General features: G+C 74.0%; 14 protein-coding genes and 1 pseudogene. 4 read left to right on the top strand and 11 right to left on the bottom strand.

The genetic code is table 11. From position 1 onward, the window contains the following. Positions 1–7: 7 nt before the first annotated feature. Together ACZ7GX_RS24105 and ACZ7GX_RS24100 are read right to left on the bottom strand one after the other, a co-directional pair. On the bottom strand, positions 8–1,477 hold the full coding sequence (locus ACZ7GX_RS24105; RefSeq protein WP_498779699.1) for a class I adenylate-forming enzyme family protein: 1,470 nt from the start codon (positions 1,475–1,477) through the stop codon (positions 8–10). Continuing rightward, on the bottom strand, positions 1,464–3,014 hold the full coding sequence (locus ACZ7GX_RS24100; protein WP_498779697.1) for an NAD(P)-binding domain-containing protein: 1,551 nt from the start codon (positions 3,012–3,014) through the stop codon (positions 1,464–1,466). The genes ACZ7GX_RS24105 and ACZ7GX_RS24100 overlap by 14 nt, the downstream gene beginning before the upstream one ends. A 63-nt stretch (positions 3,015–3,077) precedes the next feature. Here ACZ7GX_RS24100 and ACZ7GX_RS24095 point away from each other — a divergent pair, with 63 nt between their 5' ends. Then, positions 3,078–4,574 (top strand): aromatic amino acid ammonia-lyase, encoded by a 1,497-nt coding sequence (locus ACZ7GX_RS24095; protein WP_498779695.1) that lies wholly within the window; start codon positions 3,078–3,080, stop codon positions 4,572–4,574. Here the strand turns inward: ACZ7GX_RS24095 and ACZ7GX_RS24090 are convergent. Beyond that, entirely contained in the window at positions 4,555–5,835 is a 1,281-nt protein-coding gene (locus ACZ7GX_RS24090) for a sensor histidine kinase (RefSeq protein WP_498779694.1), read from the bottom strand. The genes ACZ7GX_RS24095 and ACZ7GX_RS24090 overlap by 20 nt on opposite strands. Continuing rightward, complete coding sequence (locus tag ACZ7GX_RS24085; RefSeq protein ID WP_498779724.1) at positions 5,832–6,479, bottom strand: response regulator transcription factor; 648 nt, start codon at positions 6,477–6,479, stop codon at positions 5,832–5,834. Before ACZ7GX_RS24085 ends, ACZ7GX_RS24090 begins: the two co-directional genes overlap by 4 nt. 209 nt (positions 6,480–6,688) lie before the next feature. On the opposite strand from ACZ7GX_RS24085, the gene ACZ7GX_RS24080 reads away from it, so the two are divergent. From ACZ7GX_RS24080 to ACZ7GX_RS24070, 3 genes and pseudogenes are all read left to right on the top strand, one after another. After that, the gene (locus tag ACZ7GX_RS24080; RefSeq protein WP_498779692.1) at positions 6,689–7,063 is read left to right on the top strand and encodes a PadR family transcriptional regulator; all 375 of its coding nucleotides are present in this window, start codon (positions 6,689–6,691) and stop codon (positions 7,061–7,063) included. Further along, positions 7,060–7,218, top strand: a pseudogene (locus ACZ7GX_RS24075) (hypothetical protein); the annotation flags it as partial. The gene ACZ7GX_RS24080 and the pseudogene ACZ7GX_RS24075, both read left to right, overlap by 4 nt. Before the next feature lie 94 nt (positions 7,219–7,312). Beyond that, positions 7,313–8,428 carry a hypothetical protein gene (locus ACZ7GX_RS24070; protein WP_498779690.1) on the top strand — a complete coding sequence of 372 codons (1,116 nt, stop codon included), beginning with the start codon at positions 7,313–7,315 and terminating at the stop codon, positions 8,426–8,428. Between the two features lie 25 nt (positions 8,429–8,453). Here ACZ7GX_RS24070 and ACZ7GX_RS24065 read toward each other — a convergent pair whose 3' ends face one another. The 7 genes from ACZ7GX_RS24065 to ACZ7GX_RS24035 form a co-directional block, all read right to left on the bottom strand. Further along, positions 8,454–9,920, bottom strand: coding sequence for a 3-deoxy-7-phosphoheptulonate synthase (locus ACZ7GX_RS24065; RefSeq protein WP_498779689.1), 1,467 nt, complete (start codon positions 9,918–9,920; stop codon positions 8,454–8,456). Continuing rightward, entirely contained in the window at positions 9,904–11,115 is a 1,212-nt protein-coding gene (locus ACZ7GX_RS24060; protein WP_498779687.1) for an FAD-dependent monooxygenase, read from the bottom strand. Before ACZ7GX_RS24060 ends, ACZ7GX_RS24065 begins: the two co-directional genes overlap by 17 nt. Beyond that, entirely contained in the window at positions 11,112–11,246 is a 135-nt protein-coding gene (locus ACZ7GX_RS24055) for a hypothetical protein (RefSeq protein ID WP_498779685.1), read from the bottom strand. Before ACZ7GX_RS24055 ends, ACZ7GX_RS24060 begins: the two co-directional genes overlap by 4 nt. Before the next feature lie 498 nt (positions 11,247–11,744). Then, on the bottom strand, positions 11,745–12,668 hold the full coding sequence (locus ACZ7GX_RS24050) for a hypothetical protein (RefSeq protein ID WP_498779683.1): 924 nt from the start codon (positions 12,666–12,668) through the stop codon (positions 11,745–11,747). Then, positions 12,665–13,003: a PadR family transcriptional regulator gene (locus tag ACZ7GX_RS24045; protein ID WP_498779681.1), complete on the bottom strand. Its 339-nt coding sequence runs from the start codon at positions 13,001–13,003 to the stop codon at positions 12,665–12,667. The genes ACZ7GX_RS24050 and ACZ7GX_RS24045 overlap by 4 nt, the downstream gene beginning before the upstream one ends. A 77-nt stretch (positions 13,004–13,080) precedes the next feature. Next, on the bottom strand, positions 13,081–13,536 hold the full coding sequence (locus ACZ7GX_RS24040) for a pyridoxamine 5'-phosphate oxidase family protein (protein WP_498779679.1): 456 nt from the start codon (positions 13,534–13,536) through the stop codon (positions 13,081–13,083). Beyond that, the gene (locus ACZ7GX_RS24035) at positions 13,533–14,162 is read right to left on the bottom strand and encodes a glyoxalase (protein ID WP_498779677.1); all 630 of its coding nucleotides are present in this window, start codon (positions 14,160–14,162) and stop codon (positions 13,533–13,535) included. The genes ACZ7GX_RS24040 and ACZ7GX_RS24035 overlap by 4 nt, the downstream gene beginning before the upstream one ends. Positions 14,163–14,699 lie beyond the last annotated feature (537 nt).

Raw genomic sequence — 14,699 nt, 5'->3', positions numbered from 1 at the left:
CTTCTCCTCACGTCCGGGAGCGGGACAGCAGGCGCTTGTCCGGCTTGCCGCTCGGGGCGAGCGGCGGTTCTTCGATCAGGGTCAGGGCCACCGGCGCGCACGCGGCGCCCAGCCGGTCGGTCACCAGCGCGCGCAGCGCCGCGAGGTCGGGCGTGCGGCCGGCGGTCGGCACGACGAACGCGTGCACCGCCTCGCCGGTGTCCTCGTCCGGCACGGCGACGACGTAGGCCTCGGCGACGTCCGGGTGCTCGGCGACGACCCGCTCGATCGGGCCCGCGTAGTGCAGGTTCGCGTTGACGATCACCACGTCCCTGGTCCGGCCGGTCAGGTGCAGGTGGCCGTCGGCGTCGAAGTGGCCGAGGTCGCGGGTGCGCACCAGGCCGTCGGCGAACACCTCGGCCGACCGCTCCGGGTCCGCCCAGTACGCGTCGGCCTGCGCGGGCGTGCGGACGAACAGCTCACCGTCGACCCCTTGCTGCACGGGTGCGCCGTCCGCGTCACGGACCTCGACGTGCACGGCGGCGGGCGGTATCCCCACCGTGCCGGGCGGGTCGGCCGGGGTGGCCATCGAGATCATGCCCGTCTCGGTCTGGCCGTAGCCCTGGAACACGACCGGTCCGAGCACGTCCAGCGCCTCGCGGTGCCGGTCGGCCGTCAGCGGCGACCCGGACACCATCAGCGCCCGCAACGACGACAGGTCGGCCGGCGCGCGGCGCTGCCCGGCGACGAGCTTCGCCAACCGCGGCACCGTGAACACGCTCGCCGAGGCGCGGTGGCGGGTGATCGCCTCGGGGAACACGGGCCGGTCGGCGACGACCGCCGTGCCGCCGGCGGTGATCGCCACCACCGCGTACTCGAACATCACCTGGCTCGACAGGGACCCGAACACCAGGAACCGGTCCAGCCGGGAGGCCAGTTCGCGGATCGCGGGCGGCCACGCGTCCGGTCGGGCGGCCCACCCGGACGTCATCGCGGCGTAGGTCTGCGCGCACGCCTTGGGCGCGCCCGTGCTGCCGCTGGTGTGGATCAGCCGGGCGACGTCCGCGGGCCGGCCGGCGCACCGGAGCCGACCGTCGGCACGGGTCTCGCGCAACGAGTCGACGGTCAGCACGGGGGCGTCAGAGTCGGGCGCGATCGTGTCGTCCGAGTCGGTGATCACCGCGGCGACGTCGAGGCCGAGCAGGTGGCGCACCTGGTCGTCGGGCAGGCCCGGCCGCACGCCCAGCACCCTCGCGCCCACCGCGTGCGCGGCGAGGATCGTGGCGAACGCCTCCGGGTTGACGCCGAGCAGGAGCGCGACGCCGTCACCCGGACCCAGACCTCGCCCGCGCAGACCGGCGGCGATCCGCGCGACCAGGTCGAGCATCTCCGCGCCGCTCACCACGCGCGTGCCGTGTTCGAACACCGGCCGTCCACCGGCGGTCTCGAGCACGTCGAGCACCGCGCGCGGGAACGGCTCGGCCTCACGCGCCGGCAAGGCATTCCTTCACGAACGCGGTCAGCGGCTGCTGGTGCACCGCCGGCAGGTCCCAGTGGTTCTCCAGGTTCTCGGCCAGGTGGTGGGTCGCGGCGAGCGCGCCGTCTCGGTAGTGGCGCACCACCGGGTGCAGGTAGCTCGCGTCGTGCGCGTTGGCGGCGTCGTTCTCCGCCACGCGCGGGACGGTGATGTCGAACGGGTCCACCTTGTCGTGGTCGGGCCCGTACTCCAGCGTCGCGACGAACCGGTGCTCGGCCGGGCCGAGGCCGCCGTCGGCGACGTAGGCCACCGGCACCTCCTCCTCGTACCGCGCGCCGTCGTCGGAGACCGTGACCACGTCGCCGATCACCGCGAACTGCTGCCACAGCGCGGACGACCGGTTCACCCTGGCCACCAGCGCGTCGCTGATCGCCTCCGGCGACGGTTCCAGCGCGGTCGACGGCCACGGGGTGTCGTGGTGGCGGGCGGCGAGGATGCGGTGCAGGGCGCGGACCCCGTACCTGAAGCCGTGGATGAACCCGCTGGTGGACTTCTTGAAGTCCCTGGACTGCGTGATGGTGCCCGCGAAGTACAGGCCCGGCACCGTGGTCGACTCGAACGCGGGCGTCTGCTCGGGGAACCGGTCGTCGATCACCAGCGCCGGACGGCAGCTGTCGTCGAACACCGAGGCGTCGAACCGGAACCCGGTGCACGCCACGATCCGGTCGTACTCCAACTCGCGTAACGACTCCGCGGCTCGGGCGTAGCGGAACCGGACGCGGAAACCGCCGCCGGGCCGCGGCTCGATGAGCTCCACCGCGCCGTCGAGGACCGCGTTCTCCGACTTGAGCTGGTAGGTGTCGAGGAAGTTGTTGTTCACCGCGCGCAGGTGGCCGACGTAGTGCGTCTGCCACGCCAGCCGCACCGCGTGCGGGCCGGCGACGTGGATGACCGCCGCGTGCTCCACCAGGGCGTCCGCGGTCTCGAACCCGGAGTTGCCCTTGCCGATCACCAGCACCCGCTGGTCGGTGAACGACTCCGGGTCGGTGTCGAACGTGTCGTAGCGCTCGGCGTGCTCGATGCCGGGGATCGGCGGCACGTGCAGCTGCGAGACCCCGGTCGCCACCACGACCCGCGCCGCGCGCCACGTCCGCCCACCGCGGTCGAGCACGGTGAAGCCCTCGTCGTCACGGGAGATCCGCACGACCTCGGTGTCGTAGTGGACCCGGATGCCGGTGGCCGCGGCGAAGTCGGCCAGGTAGCGGACCAGGTCGTCGGCGGCGGGGAAGTAGCGGCGGCTGTAGCGGGTGAACAGCAGCTCGGGATCGTCGGTGAGCAGCGAGTTCCAATCCATCCGCAGCCGCTGTTCCGGGTCGGCGTACCCGCTGTGCACCTTGTTGATGGAGATCAGGGTCCGGTGCCGCGGGTAGCGGGTGAAGAAGGTGCCCGGTGCGCTGCCGCGTTCGAGGACGGCGTAATCGCGTCCGTCGCGCTCCAGCAGGGCGGCGAGCTGCACACCGGCCGGTCCCGCCCCGATGATCAGGTAGTCGTGCGCCATGAGCGAGGAAGCTACGCAGTCGATCTCAGAACTCTCTGAGATCGACTGCCTACCGTCGGTGCGGTGACCACGACCGTGACCGACGCACCCGTGGACCTCGCCGCACCGCTGACGAGCGACCACCTCCATCGTGCGGCAGCGCCGTTGCCCGTGCTCGTCAGCCCCGCCGTCCGGGAGCGGGTCGACCGGGGCCGCGAGTACCTGCGCACCGTGCTCGCCGACGACGAGCGGCCCGTCTACGGCGCCAAGACCGGGTTCGGCGCCCTGATCGGCTTCGCGGGCCGTGAGGACGAAGCGGACCAGTGCGACAACACCCTGGCACACCTCGGCGCGGGCCAGGGGCCCGACCTGCCGGCCGACATCGCCCGCGCGGCGCTGCTGGTGCGGGCGTGGTCGCTCTCGCAGGGCGTCTCCGGGGTCTCCGCGCACGTCGTGGACGGGCTCGCGGCGATGTTCGCGACCACGTTCGTGCCGGCGATCCCGCGCTACGGCTCGGTCGGCGCGAGCGGCGACCTCATCCCGCTCGCCTACGCGACCCAGGCGTTGCGCGGCCGCGGCCACGCCTACTTCGACGGCGAGCGGATGCCCGCGAGCGAGGCCCTGGGCCTGGCCGGGCTCACCCCGCTCACCCTCGACGGGCGCGACGCGCTGGCGCTCGTCAACGGCACGTCGGTCACCACCGCGGCCGCCGCGCTCGCGCTGGACAGCGTGCGCGCCTCGCACCGCGCGATCCAGGACCTGACGTGCCTGCTCGTGGACGTCCTCGGCGCTGACCCCGGGTTCCTCGACCCACGCCTGATCTCCGCTTACGGGCACCCCGGCGCGGTCACCGTCGCCGACCGCATGCGGGCCGCGCTCGTCGGCACGATCCCGAGCGGCAAGCGGGCCCTCCAGGAGCCTTACAGCATCCGGTGCTCGCCGCAGCTGCTCGGCGCGGCCGAGGACGCGTTGCGCTACGTCGACGGCGTGGTGGCGGCCGACCTGGGCGGTGTCAGCGACAACCCGCTGTTCTTCCCCGGTGACGACCTCGTCGCGCACGGGGGCAACTTCTTCGGCCAGCCGGCCGCGTTCGCCGCCGACGTCCTCGCCATGGTCACCGCGTCGTTGGGCAACCTCGCCGAACGGCAGCTGGACCTGCTGGTCGACCCGGTCCGCAACACCGGCCTGCCGCCGATGCTGGCCGCCGGGCCGGGGCGCCAGCACGGGTTGCAGGGCGTGCAGCTGGCCACGACCGCGTTCATCGCGGAGATCCGCCGCGGCGCCCTGCCGGCGAGCACCCAGAGCCTGCCGACGAACCTGCACAACCAGGACGTCGTGCCGTTCGGCACCCAGGCCGCGCTGCGCTCCTACGACCTCGCCGAGCTGCTCCGGCTGCTGTGCGGCTCGCTCGCGCTCGGCCTGCGGCAGGCGGTGCACGTCGGCGGCCGCCGACCGACCGCACCCCGCTGCGCCGCGCTGCTCGACGCCCTCTGCGACGCGATCGCCCCGGTCGACCCCGACCGACCGCTCGACGCCGACGTGCGGGCCGCCGCCGACCTGGTCACCGCGGGCCGGTACTGATCGTCTTGCCCGGCACGGCGCCGGCACCGGAGGTGGTGCCGGCGGCGGGTAAGCGGAGGGTGAACCGGGCGCCCTCGCCCGGGTGGCCCACGGCCTCCACCGTGCCGCCGTGGCCGGTGACGACCTCGCGCAGCAGCGCCAGCCCCAGCCCGAACCGCCGCTCCGGCCCGTCCGGCCCGCGGTGGAACCGGTCGAACAGCCGGTCCGCCTCGACCGGGTCGAAGCCCTCGCCCGTGTCGGCGACGGTCAGCTCGACCTGCCCGCTCCGGAGCCCGAGCCGCACGTCGATCCGGCCGCCCTCCGGCGTGTGGCGGACGGCGTTCGCCAGCAGTTCGTCCACCGCGCGCCGCAACGCGGTCTCGACACCGATGACGAGCAGCGGGCCGGTGGGGCGTTCGACGGTCAGCGTGATCCGCCGTTCGCCCGCCCGGTCGCCCTCGGTCTCCACCGCGGACTCCGCCACCGCCGCCAGGTCGACCGCCCGGCCGCCGAGGCCCTCGGACCGGCGGCTCAGCCTGGCCGACAGCAGCAGGTCGTCCACCACGTCGCCGAGCCCGCGGATCGAGCTGGCGAGCTTGTCGAGGCCGTCGCGGTGGTCGTCGGGCAGGTCGGCCGCCTTCGCCCAGCGGGCGAGCAGCTGCGCCCGCGTGTACGCCCGCGCGATCGGCGTGCGCAGCTCGTGGCTGGCGTCCGTGACGAATCGCCGTTGCCTGGCCAGCGCCTCCGCCAGCGGCGCGACCGTGCCGCGGCCCACGCACAGCCCCAGCACCGCCGCCGCGACCAGGCCGCCGAGCTCCGCGATCGCCAACGCCACCAGCAGGTGCCGCCGGTCGGCGAGCTGGTAGCGCGTGTCGAAGACCGCCTGCACCGTGCTGCCGTCGGCGCCGCGCTGGGTCAGCGTCAGGTACTCGGTGCCGTTGAGCTCCAGTTCGCGCTCGATGGTCCCGCCGGACGCCGCGACCGCGTCGAGGTCCTCGCGCAGCGGGAAGCCCGGCGGCACCTTCAGCAGGCCGTCGTCGAGCACGCCGTCGTCGAGGATGAACAGCCAGGTGCACCCCGGCGGCGTCGACGGCGCGCCGAACTGGGCGTTGTACCGCAGCTCGCGCGTGACCTGCGCGTCCTGCGCGTGCACCATCACGGCGTAGGCGATACCGCCGACGAACGCCACCAGCACGGTGATCGCCAGCGCGACCAGCACGCTGATCCGCAGACGTGCCCGCCGGATCACCGCGCGTTCCGCCTCGGCCCACGAACGGCTCACAACGCCCCCAAGCGATATCCGAGTCCTTGCACCGTGTGCACCACCGAACGGTCGATCTTGGTCCGCAGGTAGTACACGTAGGTGTCCACAATGGATGTTGCCGAAGCGTCCGGGAACACCACGCGCCGCAACGACGACCGCGTGTGCACGGTGTCCGGATGGGTCGCCAGCACGCGCAGCAGGGTGAACTCCCGGGTGGTGAGCGGCACGCGCCCGCCGTCGGGCAGCACCGCCTCCCGCTGCCCGACGTCGAGGTGCCCGGCGCCGATCCGCAGCACGTCGGCCAGTTCCAGCGCGCGCCGGCACAGCGCCCGCAGCCGCGCGCTCAACTCGTCCAGGTCGAACGGCTTCACCAGGTAGTCGTCCGCGCCCGCGTCCAGGCCGTCGATCCGGTCGTGGACGGTGCCCATCGCGGTGAGGATCAACGCCCGCGTCCGCACCGACCTCGCCCTCAACCGCACCAGGAGGTCGAGCCCGTCGAGGGCGGGCAGGCCGCGGTCGATGACCACCACGTCGTAGGGGCGGGTGAGGCCGAGGTGCAACCCGCGCTGCCCGTCCAGGGCAACGTCCACGGTGTACCCCTCGTGGCGCAACGCGGCGGCGAGCAACTCCACGAGCTCGCGGTCGTCCTCCACCAGCAACAACCGGAAGCCGTCGGCCGGCTGGGATCTGGAGTTGCCCTGCACGCCACCAGAATCCCACTAACGGGTGTTCGGTCAACGTGATGAGAGCGCCGACCATCGGAGTTCCGCCGCCGGCGTCCCGAATGGTCCATTGCGCGCTGCTTGCTACGACGCGATACCTAGAAGTACTATGCCTTGCACATCTAGGGTACGGCTTCGGGGAGGGCTGGTTGAAGGTCACCAAGGACCTCGTCGCCGCCTCGGCGACACCGATGGTGCTGGGCATCCTGGCCGAGGAGGACAGCTACGGGTACGCGATCCTCAGGCGGATCAACGAGCTGTCCGACGGGAAGCTGGACTGGACCGAAGGGCTGCTCTACCCGTTGCTGCACCGGCTGGAGCGCCTGGGGCACGTGGAGTCGACCTGGCGGTCGGTCGCCGGCGAGCGGCGGCGCAAGTACTACCGGATCACCCGCAGCGGCCTGGCCGAACTCGCCGAGCAGCGTCGGCAGTGGGACGCGGTCGTCGGCGCGCTCAAGGAGATCTGGCCCCGTTCGGACGAGTCGCGGCCGTTGACCACGTTGCCGCGGGGAGGCTTCGCATGACCGACGATCAGGGCGACCTGGACGCGCAGTTCGCCCAGTGGCGGCACTACCTGCAACGGCGCCGGGAGCTGCGGCAGACCGACGTGGACGAGCTCGAAGACCACCTGCGGGGCTCGGTCGACGACCTCCTGGCCGCCGGCCTGCACGCCGACGAGGCGTTCCTGGTCGCGGTCAAGCGCATGGGCAGCCTGGACGAGCTGTCCCGCGGAGTTCGCCCGGGAGCACTCGGAGCGGCTGTGGAAGCAGCTGGTGCTGACCGGCGGGCCCGACGGACCGGCGCCGGGCGGCCGGTCGCGGCGCGACCTGCTGGTGATGGTGGGCTGCGCGGCGGGCGCGGCGGTGTCGGTCAAGGCGCCGGAGCTGTTCGGCCTGAGCCTGGAGGACGACGCCGCGTTCTACGCGCCGAACGTCGCCCTGTTCGCGTTGCCGTGGCTGGCGGGCTTCCTGGCCTGGCGGCGTCGTGCGACGGCCGGGGTGATCGGCGCGCTGGTGGCGTTGTTCGCGCTGGGCGCGGTGGCCGCCAACGCCTACCCGCTCGCGGAGGACTCCCAGTCGGTGGTGCTGACCAGCATCCACCTGCCGATCGCGCTGTGGTTCGCGGTCGGGCTGGCGTACGTGTCCGACGACGTGCGGTCCTCACGGCGACGGATGGACTTCGTCCGCTTCACCGGCGAGTGGTTCATCTACTACGTCCTCATCGCGCTCGGCGGCGGTGTGCTGATCGGGTTCGTGTTCGGCACCTTCGAGGCGATCGGGATCTCGCCGGAGACCGCCATCGGGCAGTGGGTGCTCCCGTGCGGCGCCGCGGCGGCGGTGGTCGTGGCGGGGTGGCTGGTCGAGGCCAAGCAGAGCGTGGTGGAGAACATCGCCCCGGTGCTGACGCGGCTGTTCACCCCGCTGTTCACCGCGGTGCTGCTGGCGTTCCTGGTCACGCTCGGCGTCACCAGTTCCGGCATCGACGTCGAGCGGGAGGCGTTGATCCTGTTCGACCTCCTGCTGGTCGTGGTGCTCGGCCTGCTGCTCTACTCGTTCTCCGCGCGCGATCCGCTGGCCCCGCCCGGTGTGTTCGACAAGCTGCAACTCGCCCTCGTGGTCAGCGCGCTGGTCATCGACGTGCTGGTGCTGCTGGAGATCACCGGCCGCATCACGGAGTACGGCACCACGCCCAACAAGGCGGCGGCGCTGGGCGAGAACGTCATCCTCCTGGCCAACCTGGCGTGGACGGCGTGGCTGCTGCTGGCCCTGATCCGCCGCCGCGCGCCGTTCACCGCGCTCGAACGGTGGCAGACCACCTACCTGCCGGTGTACGCGGTGTGGGCGTGGGTCGTGGTCCTGCTCTTCCCGCCGCTGTTCGGCTACCTGTGACGCGTGCCGCCGGGCGCCGCGTCGGTCACCGCGCGCACCGTTCGGCGGTCCACAGCGCCAGTTCGAGCGCCTGGTCGCGGTCGAGGCGCTGGTCGTCGGTCGAGACGTCGTCGACCAGCTCCACGTGCAGGCCGCCGGCGTGGGTGCCGGCGGCCCGGTGCGCGTCGTGGAAGCCCTGCACCTCGGCCACCACGTCGTCGAGGTCGCCGGCGGTGAACGCGTTGCCGTGCAGGGGATCGCACACCCAGCCCACCGGGACGCCGGTGTCGGTGACGGCGTCGAGCAGGCGCGGCAACACCTCGCGCACCTGCCCCGCGCCCAGACGGGTGATGAACGTCAGCCGTCCGGGCACGCGATCGGGGTTGAGCGCGCGGGCGAGCCCGGCCGCGTCCCGGGCGGTGGCGGTCGGGCCGAGCGCCACCGCCACCGGGTTGTCGATCCCGGCCAGGAAGTCGACGCGCGTGCGGCTGCGGTCGCCCGCCCACAGCAGGTGCCCGGAGGTGCCGAACCGGCGTCCGGTGCGCGGATCGGTGCGGGCGAGCGCGAGCTCGTAGTCCAGGGGAACCGCCTCGTGGCTGACGAAGAGGTCCGGCGGGCCGGGGTGCGGGCCCGCCAGCCGCGACCGGACGAGGGCGACGACGTCGGCGTGGCGTGCCGCGGCCGGTGTGGTGGCCAGGCGTCGGTCGAGCGACTCCCGCACCGCGTCGGCGGTGGCCGGGTCGGACACCAGCGCGCGCAGTTCGTCCAGGTACCGGGCCGAGTTCCGGTACCGGCGGCGGGTGTCCGGGCCGTCGGCCACCACCCGGCCGACGGTGATCACCGGCAGGCACGCGGCGTGGCCGAGGACGAGCGCCAGCTCGCGCGTGAACCGGTACCCGGACACGTCGTCGGAGGCCGCTGCGCCGGGTCCGCCGTGCAGCAGCAGCGCCTGCCCGGTGGCGACCTGGCCGAGTTCCGCGGTGAGCCGGTCGCACTGCTGCGGGAGCACCAACGCCGGGGCGCCCGCCCGCTGCGCGCGGACCCGCCGTTCGTCGGCCCACCCGGACCGCTGGGGCTGGATGGACGACGCCGCCTGACCGGACCGGGTGGCCTGGTCAGGCCGCGCGGTGTGGGCGGGCGGCGCGGTGTTGGCGGGCGGCGCGGTGTGGGCGGATCTCTCGGTCTGGGCGGACCCCGCCGCCTGACCGGACCGCTCGACCTGGTCGGCCTGGGCGGACTGCTCGACCTGGTCGGCCTCGGCGGACTGCTCGATCTGGACGGCCTGCGCGGCTTGGCCGGCCTGGCCGTCCTGGGCGGACCGTGCTGCCTGCTCCACTTGCTCCGGTTGCTCCGGTTGCTCCAGTTGCTCGACCTGGTCGGGCCGGCGGGTGCCGCCCTGTCTGGGCGTCGGCGGCGTGAGGGCGACGTCCGGGGTGGCGTGCTCCAGCCCGACCCGCTGCGGCGGGGGGTGGACGGTCGGGGTCGTGCCGCCGGGCTCAGACGAGTTCGCCATGGTGGGATTCCTCCGAGGTCGCCAGCGCGGCCTCCGCGTCGTAGCCGTGGATCCAGGCCAGGTCTTCGGGCAGTCGGCGCAGCCTGGCGTCCCGCTCGTCGGCGGCGGGCCCGTCGGGGAGCTGGTAGCACTCGCCGTTGCGCCGCGAACCCCGTTGCAGCAGGCGGGTCCGGGTGCGCCGGGCCCGTTCGTAGCGGTCCAGGGCCAGCGCGGGCCGGTCCGGCCACGTGCGCAGGCACGCCGCCAGCACCACCCCGTCCTCGACCGCCTGGTTACCGCCCTGGCCGTGGTGCGGGAGCATCGGGTGCGCGGCGTCGCCGACCAGCGTCACCCGCTCCAGGCTCCAGCGGTCGACGGGCTCCCGGTCGAACAGGCCCCAGTGCGACACCTCGTCGGCCGCGCCGACGATCCGGGTCACCGCGGGCGACCACCCGGCGAACGCGGCCAGCACGTCGGCGACCCGGCCGCGGCGCACCCACGACTCCCGGGTCCACCGCGGATCGCGCACCACGGCGAGGAAGTTCACCGTGTCGCCGCCGTGCACCGGGTAGGCGACCAGGTGCCGCGCGGGTCCGAGGTGGAACGACAGCGCGTCGTCGACCGCGTCGCCCACCAGCTCGGCCGCGACCAGCCCGCGGTAGCCCGACCTGCCCGAGTAGACGGCGCGATCGGCTCCGACGACGTCCCTCCGCACCGTGGAGTGCACACCGTCCGCACCCACCACCACACCGGCCTCGACGCGCCGGTCGCCGTCGAACTCGACCACCACCCGGTCGGCCAGCGGGGTGACGCCCAGGCAGCGGTGCCCGGTGCGCAGCTCGCCGCCCTCGTCGCGGTACCGCTCGGCCAGCAGCCGTTGCAGGTCCGCGCGGTGGAAGGTGTAGAACGGCGCGCCGAAGCGGTCCTCGTAGTCGCGGCCGAGGGGCAGGGCCTGCCGCACCGCGCCGGTCCGCCAGTGGTGGAACACCACGCGCCTCGGCTGGAAGGCCATCCGCCGCAGCTCCGCGCCCAAGCCGAGCCGCAGCAGGGGCCGGGTGCCGTTCGCGCCGAGGGCCAGCCCAGCCCCTTCCTCGCTCAGCGCGTCGGCCTGCTCGAACACCACGACCCGCAGGCCCGCGCGGCGCACCGCCAACGCGGTGACCAGCCCACCGATCCCGGCGCCGACCACGGCGACCGGCACGTGCTCGGCGCTCACGGCGCACCGGAGACGGCGAGCGCGACCACCCGGGCGCCGTCGCGGAACGCCGGGCGCCCGGTCACGTCACCGTCGCGGTGGTGGTCGCCGGCCAGGGGAGAGGGGGTGGACTGGAGTGGGACTTCGGGCATGCTCGCTCCTGCGCGGAAGTCACGGTGCGACGCGGCGGACCCCGACCCGTCATCGGGTCCTCGACCTGCCATCCGGTGTCGCCCCGTCCGGGCGTCCGATCCTCGCCGGCGGCATCACGGACCGTGCTGTGCGCCGAGCGTATGCGCCGGTTTCGGGGGCGGCAATCGCGCCCGGGGCGGTCCGGGACCGTCGTCGCGGTCGACGAGCCGGCCGGAGATCGGCCCGTCCCGCGTGCGGGGCGGGACACCCGCGTCACCGGTGGTGGTGACGTCGTCCTGAGCTCGTGGTCCACGGAGCGTCGCAGGTCACGCCCCGTCAGGGCGCTGTCCTTCGTCGGGGTACGTCCTGTCACCCGATGAGTGCTCGGCCGCGCGAGGAGTTGATTTCGTGACGCGTGGTGATCCGACTGCGCACCTCGGTGTCACCCCGTGATTCCGGCCGGCGGAAGACCACCCTACGGAGGGAAATCCGGCCCGACCTCGTTTGGGAGCGCCCGGTCAGGTGACCGGGCGGTCGGGACGCCTGCGGACGCGGCGTGGCAGGCCGCCCAACGCCAGCAGCGCCAGCACCGGCAGCCCGTAGAAGACCGCCACCTCCAACGAGGTCGGCATGCGCAGCGAGATGAGCAGCTGGGCGAAGCCCAGCGCCGTCGTCACGGTCGGCAGCAGCAGGATCAACGCGGCCCGCCGGCCGACCCGCGACCGGTGGCCGCACGCCACCGCCGTGCCGCCGATCACCACGACGAGCCGGAGGAACTCGACCACCGCCACGCGGTGCCCCAGGACACCCAGCGCCACGGTCACGCCGACCGTCGCGGCCAGCACGAGGACCGCCCGACGCCCGACCAGCTCCCGACCACGCGCCGGTCCCGGCGACCACGTCAGCGCGACCGCGGTCAGCAGACCCACCAGGATCCACCCCGCGTCCATCCCGGTCCACCAGTGCTGGTGCGGGAGGAACGTCGCGACCAGCACGAACCAGGCCACGGCCGGCCAGGCGACCACCGCGGCGGCACGCGACCGCCCGAGCAGGACGAGCACGGCCACCACGCCCCAGAGGAGCCACGCCGGCGCGTCCGGGAACTGCGTGGACCACGGCATGTCCACCAGCGCGCCCGCCTTCACGAACCACGCGAGCTCGTGCAGGCCGGTCGTCGCGCCGGCCAGCAGCGCCACCGGCCCGAGCAGGCTGACGATCGCCAGCACGTCCCGGGCGTCGACGCCGCCATCGGCGGCCACCACCCGCCGCAGGTGCAGCCGCACCGCGGCCCACAGCAGGTCGACGCGCTCACGCCGGGTCGGCCGCGCCCGGTCGCCGGCGCCCGCCATCAGCACCGCCAGCATCTCCTCGCCGTGGCGTTCGCGGTGATCGCGCGGGTAGCGCGCCAACAGCCACCGGTAGTGCCGTTCCAACTCGCTCATGCCGTGCCCCCCGCCGGCCGCAGCCGCAGACGTCGCTCCGCGGCGCGGGTCTGTGCCCGCAACCTCCGCACTTCGGTCTCCAACCTGGCCGCCCCCTCGTCGGTCAGCCGGTAGTAGCGGCGGAGCCTGCCGTCGACGACCTGCTCCCGGTCGACGGCCACCCAACCGTCCGCGGACAACCGGTCCAGCGCCGTGTAGAGGGTGCCCGCGCGCAGCTTGACCCGGCCGCCCGAGATCTCCTCGACGTCGAGCAGGATGCCGTAGCCGTGCTGCGCCCGCGCGGCCAACGCCGTGAGGATCAGGAACGTCGGTTCCCTCAACGGACCGTCTTTCACGCTATCGGTATATACCGATCATCTGACTATGGCAAGCGCAGGGGGTGCGCTCGTCCGCAGGCGTGACGTCGCCGTGGTCAGCCGAGCCACCGGCCGTCGCGCATGAGGGTGCGCCCGCGGAGCTCGTCGGCCTCGCGCCAGGCCTGGATCCGTCGCGGCCGGACCAGGAAGTACTGGTAGGGCTCGTCCAGGTCGCGCGGGTCGAAGCCGGTCCTGGCCGCGAACGCGTCGCCCGCCTCGGGGCCGAGGTCGGCGACGTCCACCGGCTCGGCGGTCCCGTCGACCACGACGACGTCCCGCGTCGGCCCGAGGCAGAGCCGCACCCGGCCGTCCGCCAGGAGGTTGCGGCCGGTGGCGGAGGAGCGCGGCGTCGAGATCAGGAAGGCGGCGCCGTCCCAGAGGTAGGAGAGCGGGACGAGGTGGACGCCGGCCGGCCCGCCCGACGTCGCGACCCAGAGGTCGACGTCGGCCGCGAGCCTGGCCCGGGTGTCCCGCAGCCTCTCGTCGAGGCCGCGCGGCGGTGCGGCCGTCATGCGTTCGTCGACAGCCGGGACGACGCCTCCCACGCGAACCCGTCCGGGTCGGTGAAGTCGCCGGCGTCGCCGCCGATCGTGAGCCGGTGCGACCCGGTGCCGTCGGGCGCGACACCGACGTCCTTGGCCAGCGCGCGACGCCGGTACAGCGCCAGCTTGACCGGGCCCGACCCGGCGGCGAACTCGACGTACACGCGGCCGAAGCTCTTGCCGACGGCAAGCCCCTGGCCGACGTAGAACCGCTTGCTCGCGGCCACGTCCGCGACGCCGAGCAGGAGCACGATCTCGTCGATCGCCCGGGTCGCGGGGCCGGTGTCCTTCTTGGCCGAGGTCGCGATCTTCCAGATCGCGCCGTCCGGCGCCTGCACGACGCCGCCGTAGCCCCACAGCGACTTCGAGGCGGGCTTGAGCGTGGTCGCGCCGGCGTCCAGGGCGGTCGCGACGAGGCTGTCGACGGTGGACGGTTGGGACACCGTGAGCGCCAGCGTGAACCCGCGGAAGCCGGTCGTCGGCGCCTCGGAGGCCCGCAGGCGGAGCTGCCCGTCCAGGCCGAACGCGTCGGCGTAGAAGCGGTGGGCGGCCGTGGTGTCGGCCACGTCGAGGGTGACGGATTCGATGTTTGCCATGGGAAGAACGCTAGGTCCGCCCCCACCACGGGCGCTTCTCGATTCCTGACCGGTCGCGGCGCGGGCGGTGCGGAGGCTCCACGGCGCAACCCGCGACGTTTAACCTCGGCGATCAGGTTGGGGGCGAAGCCCACGCTGGCGGGGTGCGCTCGCATGCCGGTGCCGGGCCGAGCCGGTGCCGGGCGGGGCGGGACGGGACGGGACGGGTGGTGTGCGCTCGCGGGCCGGTGCCGGGCGGGGCGGGTGGTGTGCGGCGGGGTGGGTGGTGTGCGGCAGTGTGGCCGGTGTCGGGTGGGGCGGTCGGTGTCGGGCGAGGTTGCGGTGTCCGGAGGGCTGGGCGGTGTCGGGCGGGGTGGCTGGTGTCGGGCGAGGCGGTCGGTGTGTGGCGGGGTGGCCGTTGTCGGGCGGTGTGTGGCGAGGTGGGCCGTGTGCGGTGGGCCGCGTGCCGGGCCGGTCGGGCAACACCCGGGAACGGCGCGGGGGGGGGGGGGGGGGGCTGTGCCGGGGGCGTCGCTTCCCCTCCCCGTGCTCTCCCTC

The organism is Actinosynnema sp. NPDC037264 (assembly GCF_055603705.1).
This window is presented reverse-complemented; position numbering and strand designations above follow the sequence as displayed.

Coding starts and splice junctions, on each gene's coding strand:
- ACZ7GX_RS24040 (WP_498779679.1), bottom strand. CDS start 13,536: ATGACGGCCGCACCGCCGCGCGGCCTCGACGAGAGGCTGCGGGACACC.
- ACZ7GX_RS24035 (WP_498779677.1), bottom strand. CDS start 14,162: ATGGCAAACATCGAATCCGTCACCCTCGACGTGGCCGACACCACGGCC.
- ACZ7GX_RS24055 (WP_498779685.1), bottom strand. CDS start 11,246: ATGCCCGAAGTCCCACTCCAGTCCACCCCCTCTCCCCTGGCCGGCGAC.
- ACZ7GX_RS24050 (WP_498779683.1), bottom strand. CDS start 12,668: ATGAGCGAGTTGGAACGGCACTACCGGTGGCTGTTGGCGCGCTACCCG.
- ACZ7GX_RS24065 (WP_498779689.1), bottom strand. CDS start 9,920: ATGGCGAACTCGTCTGAGCCCGGCGGCACGACCCCGACCGTCCACCCC.
- ACZ7GX_RS24100 (WP_498779697.1), bottom strand. CDS start 3,014: ATGGCGCACGACTACCTGATCATCGGGGCGGGACCGGCCGGTGTGCAG.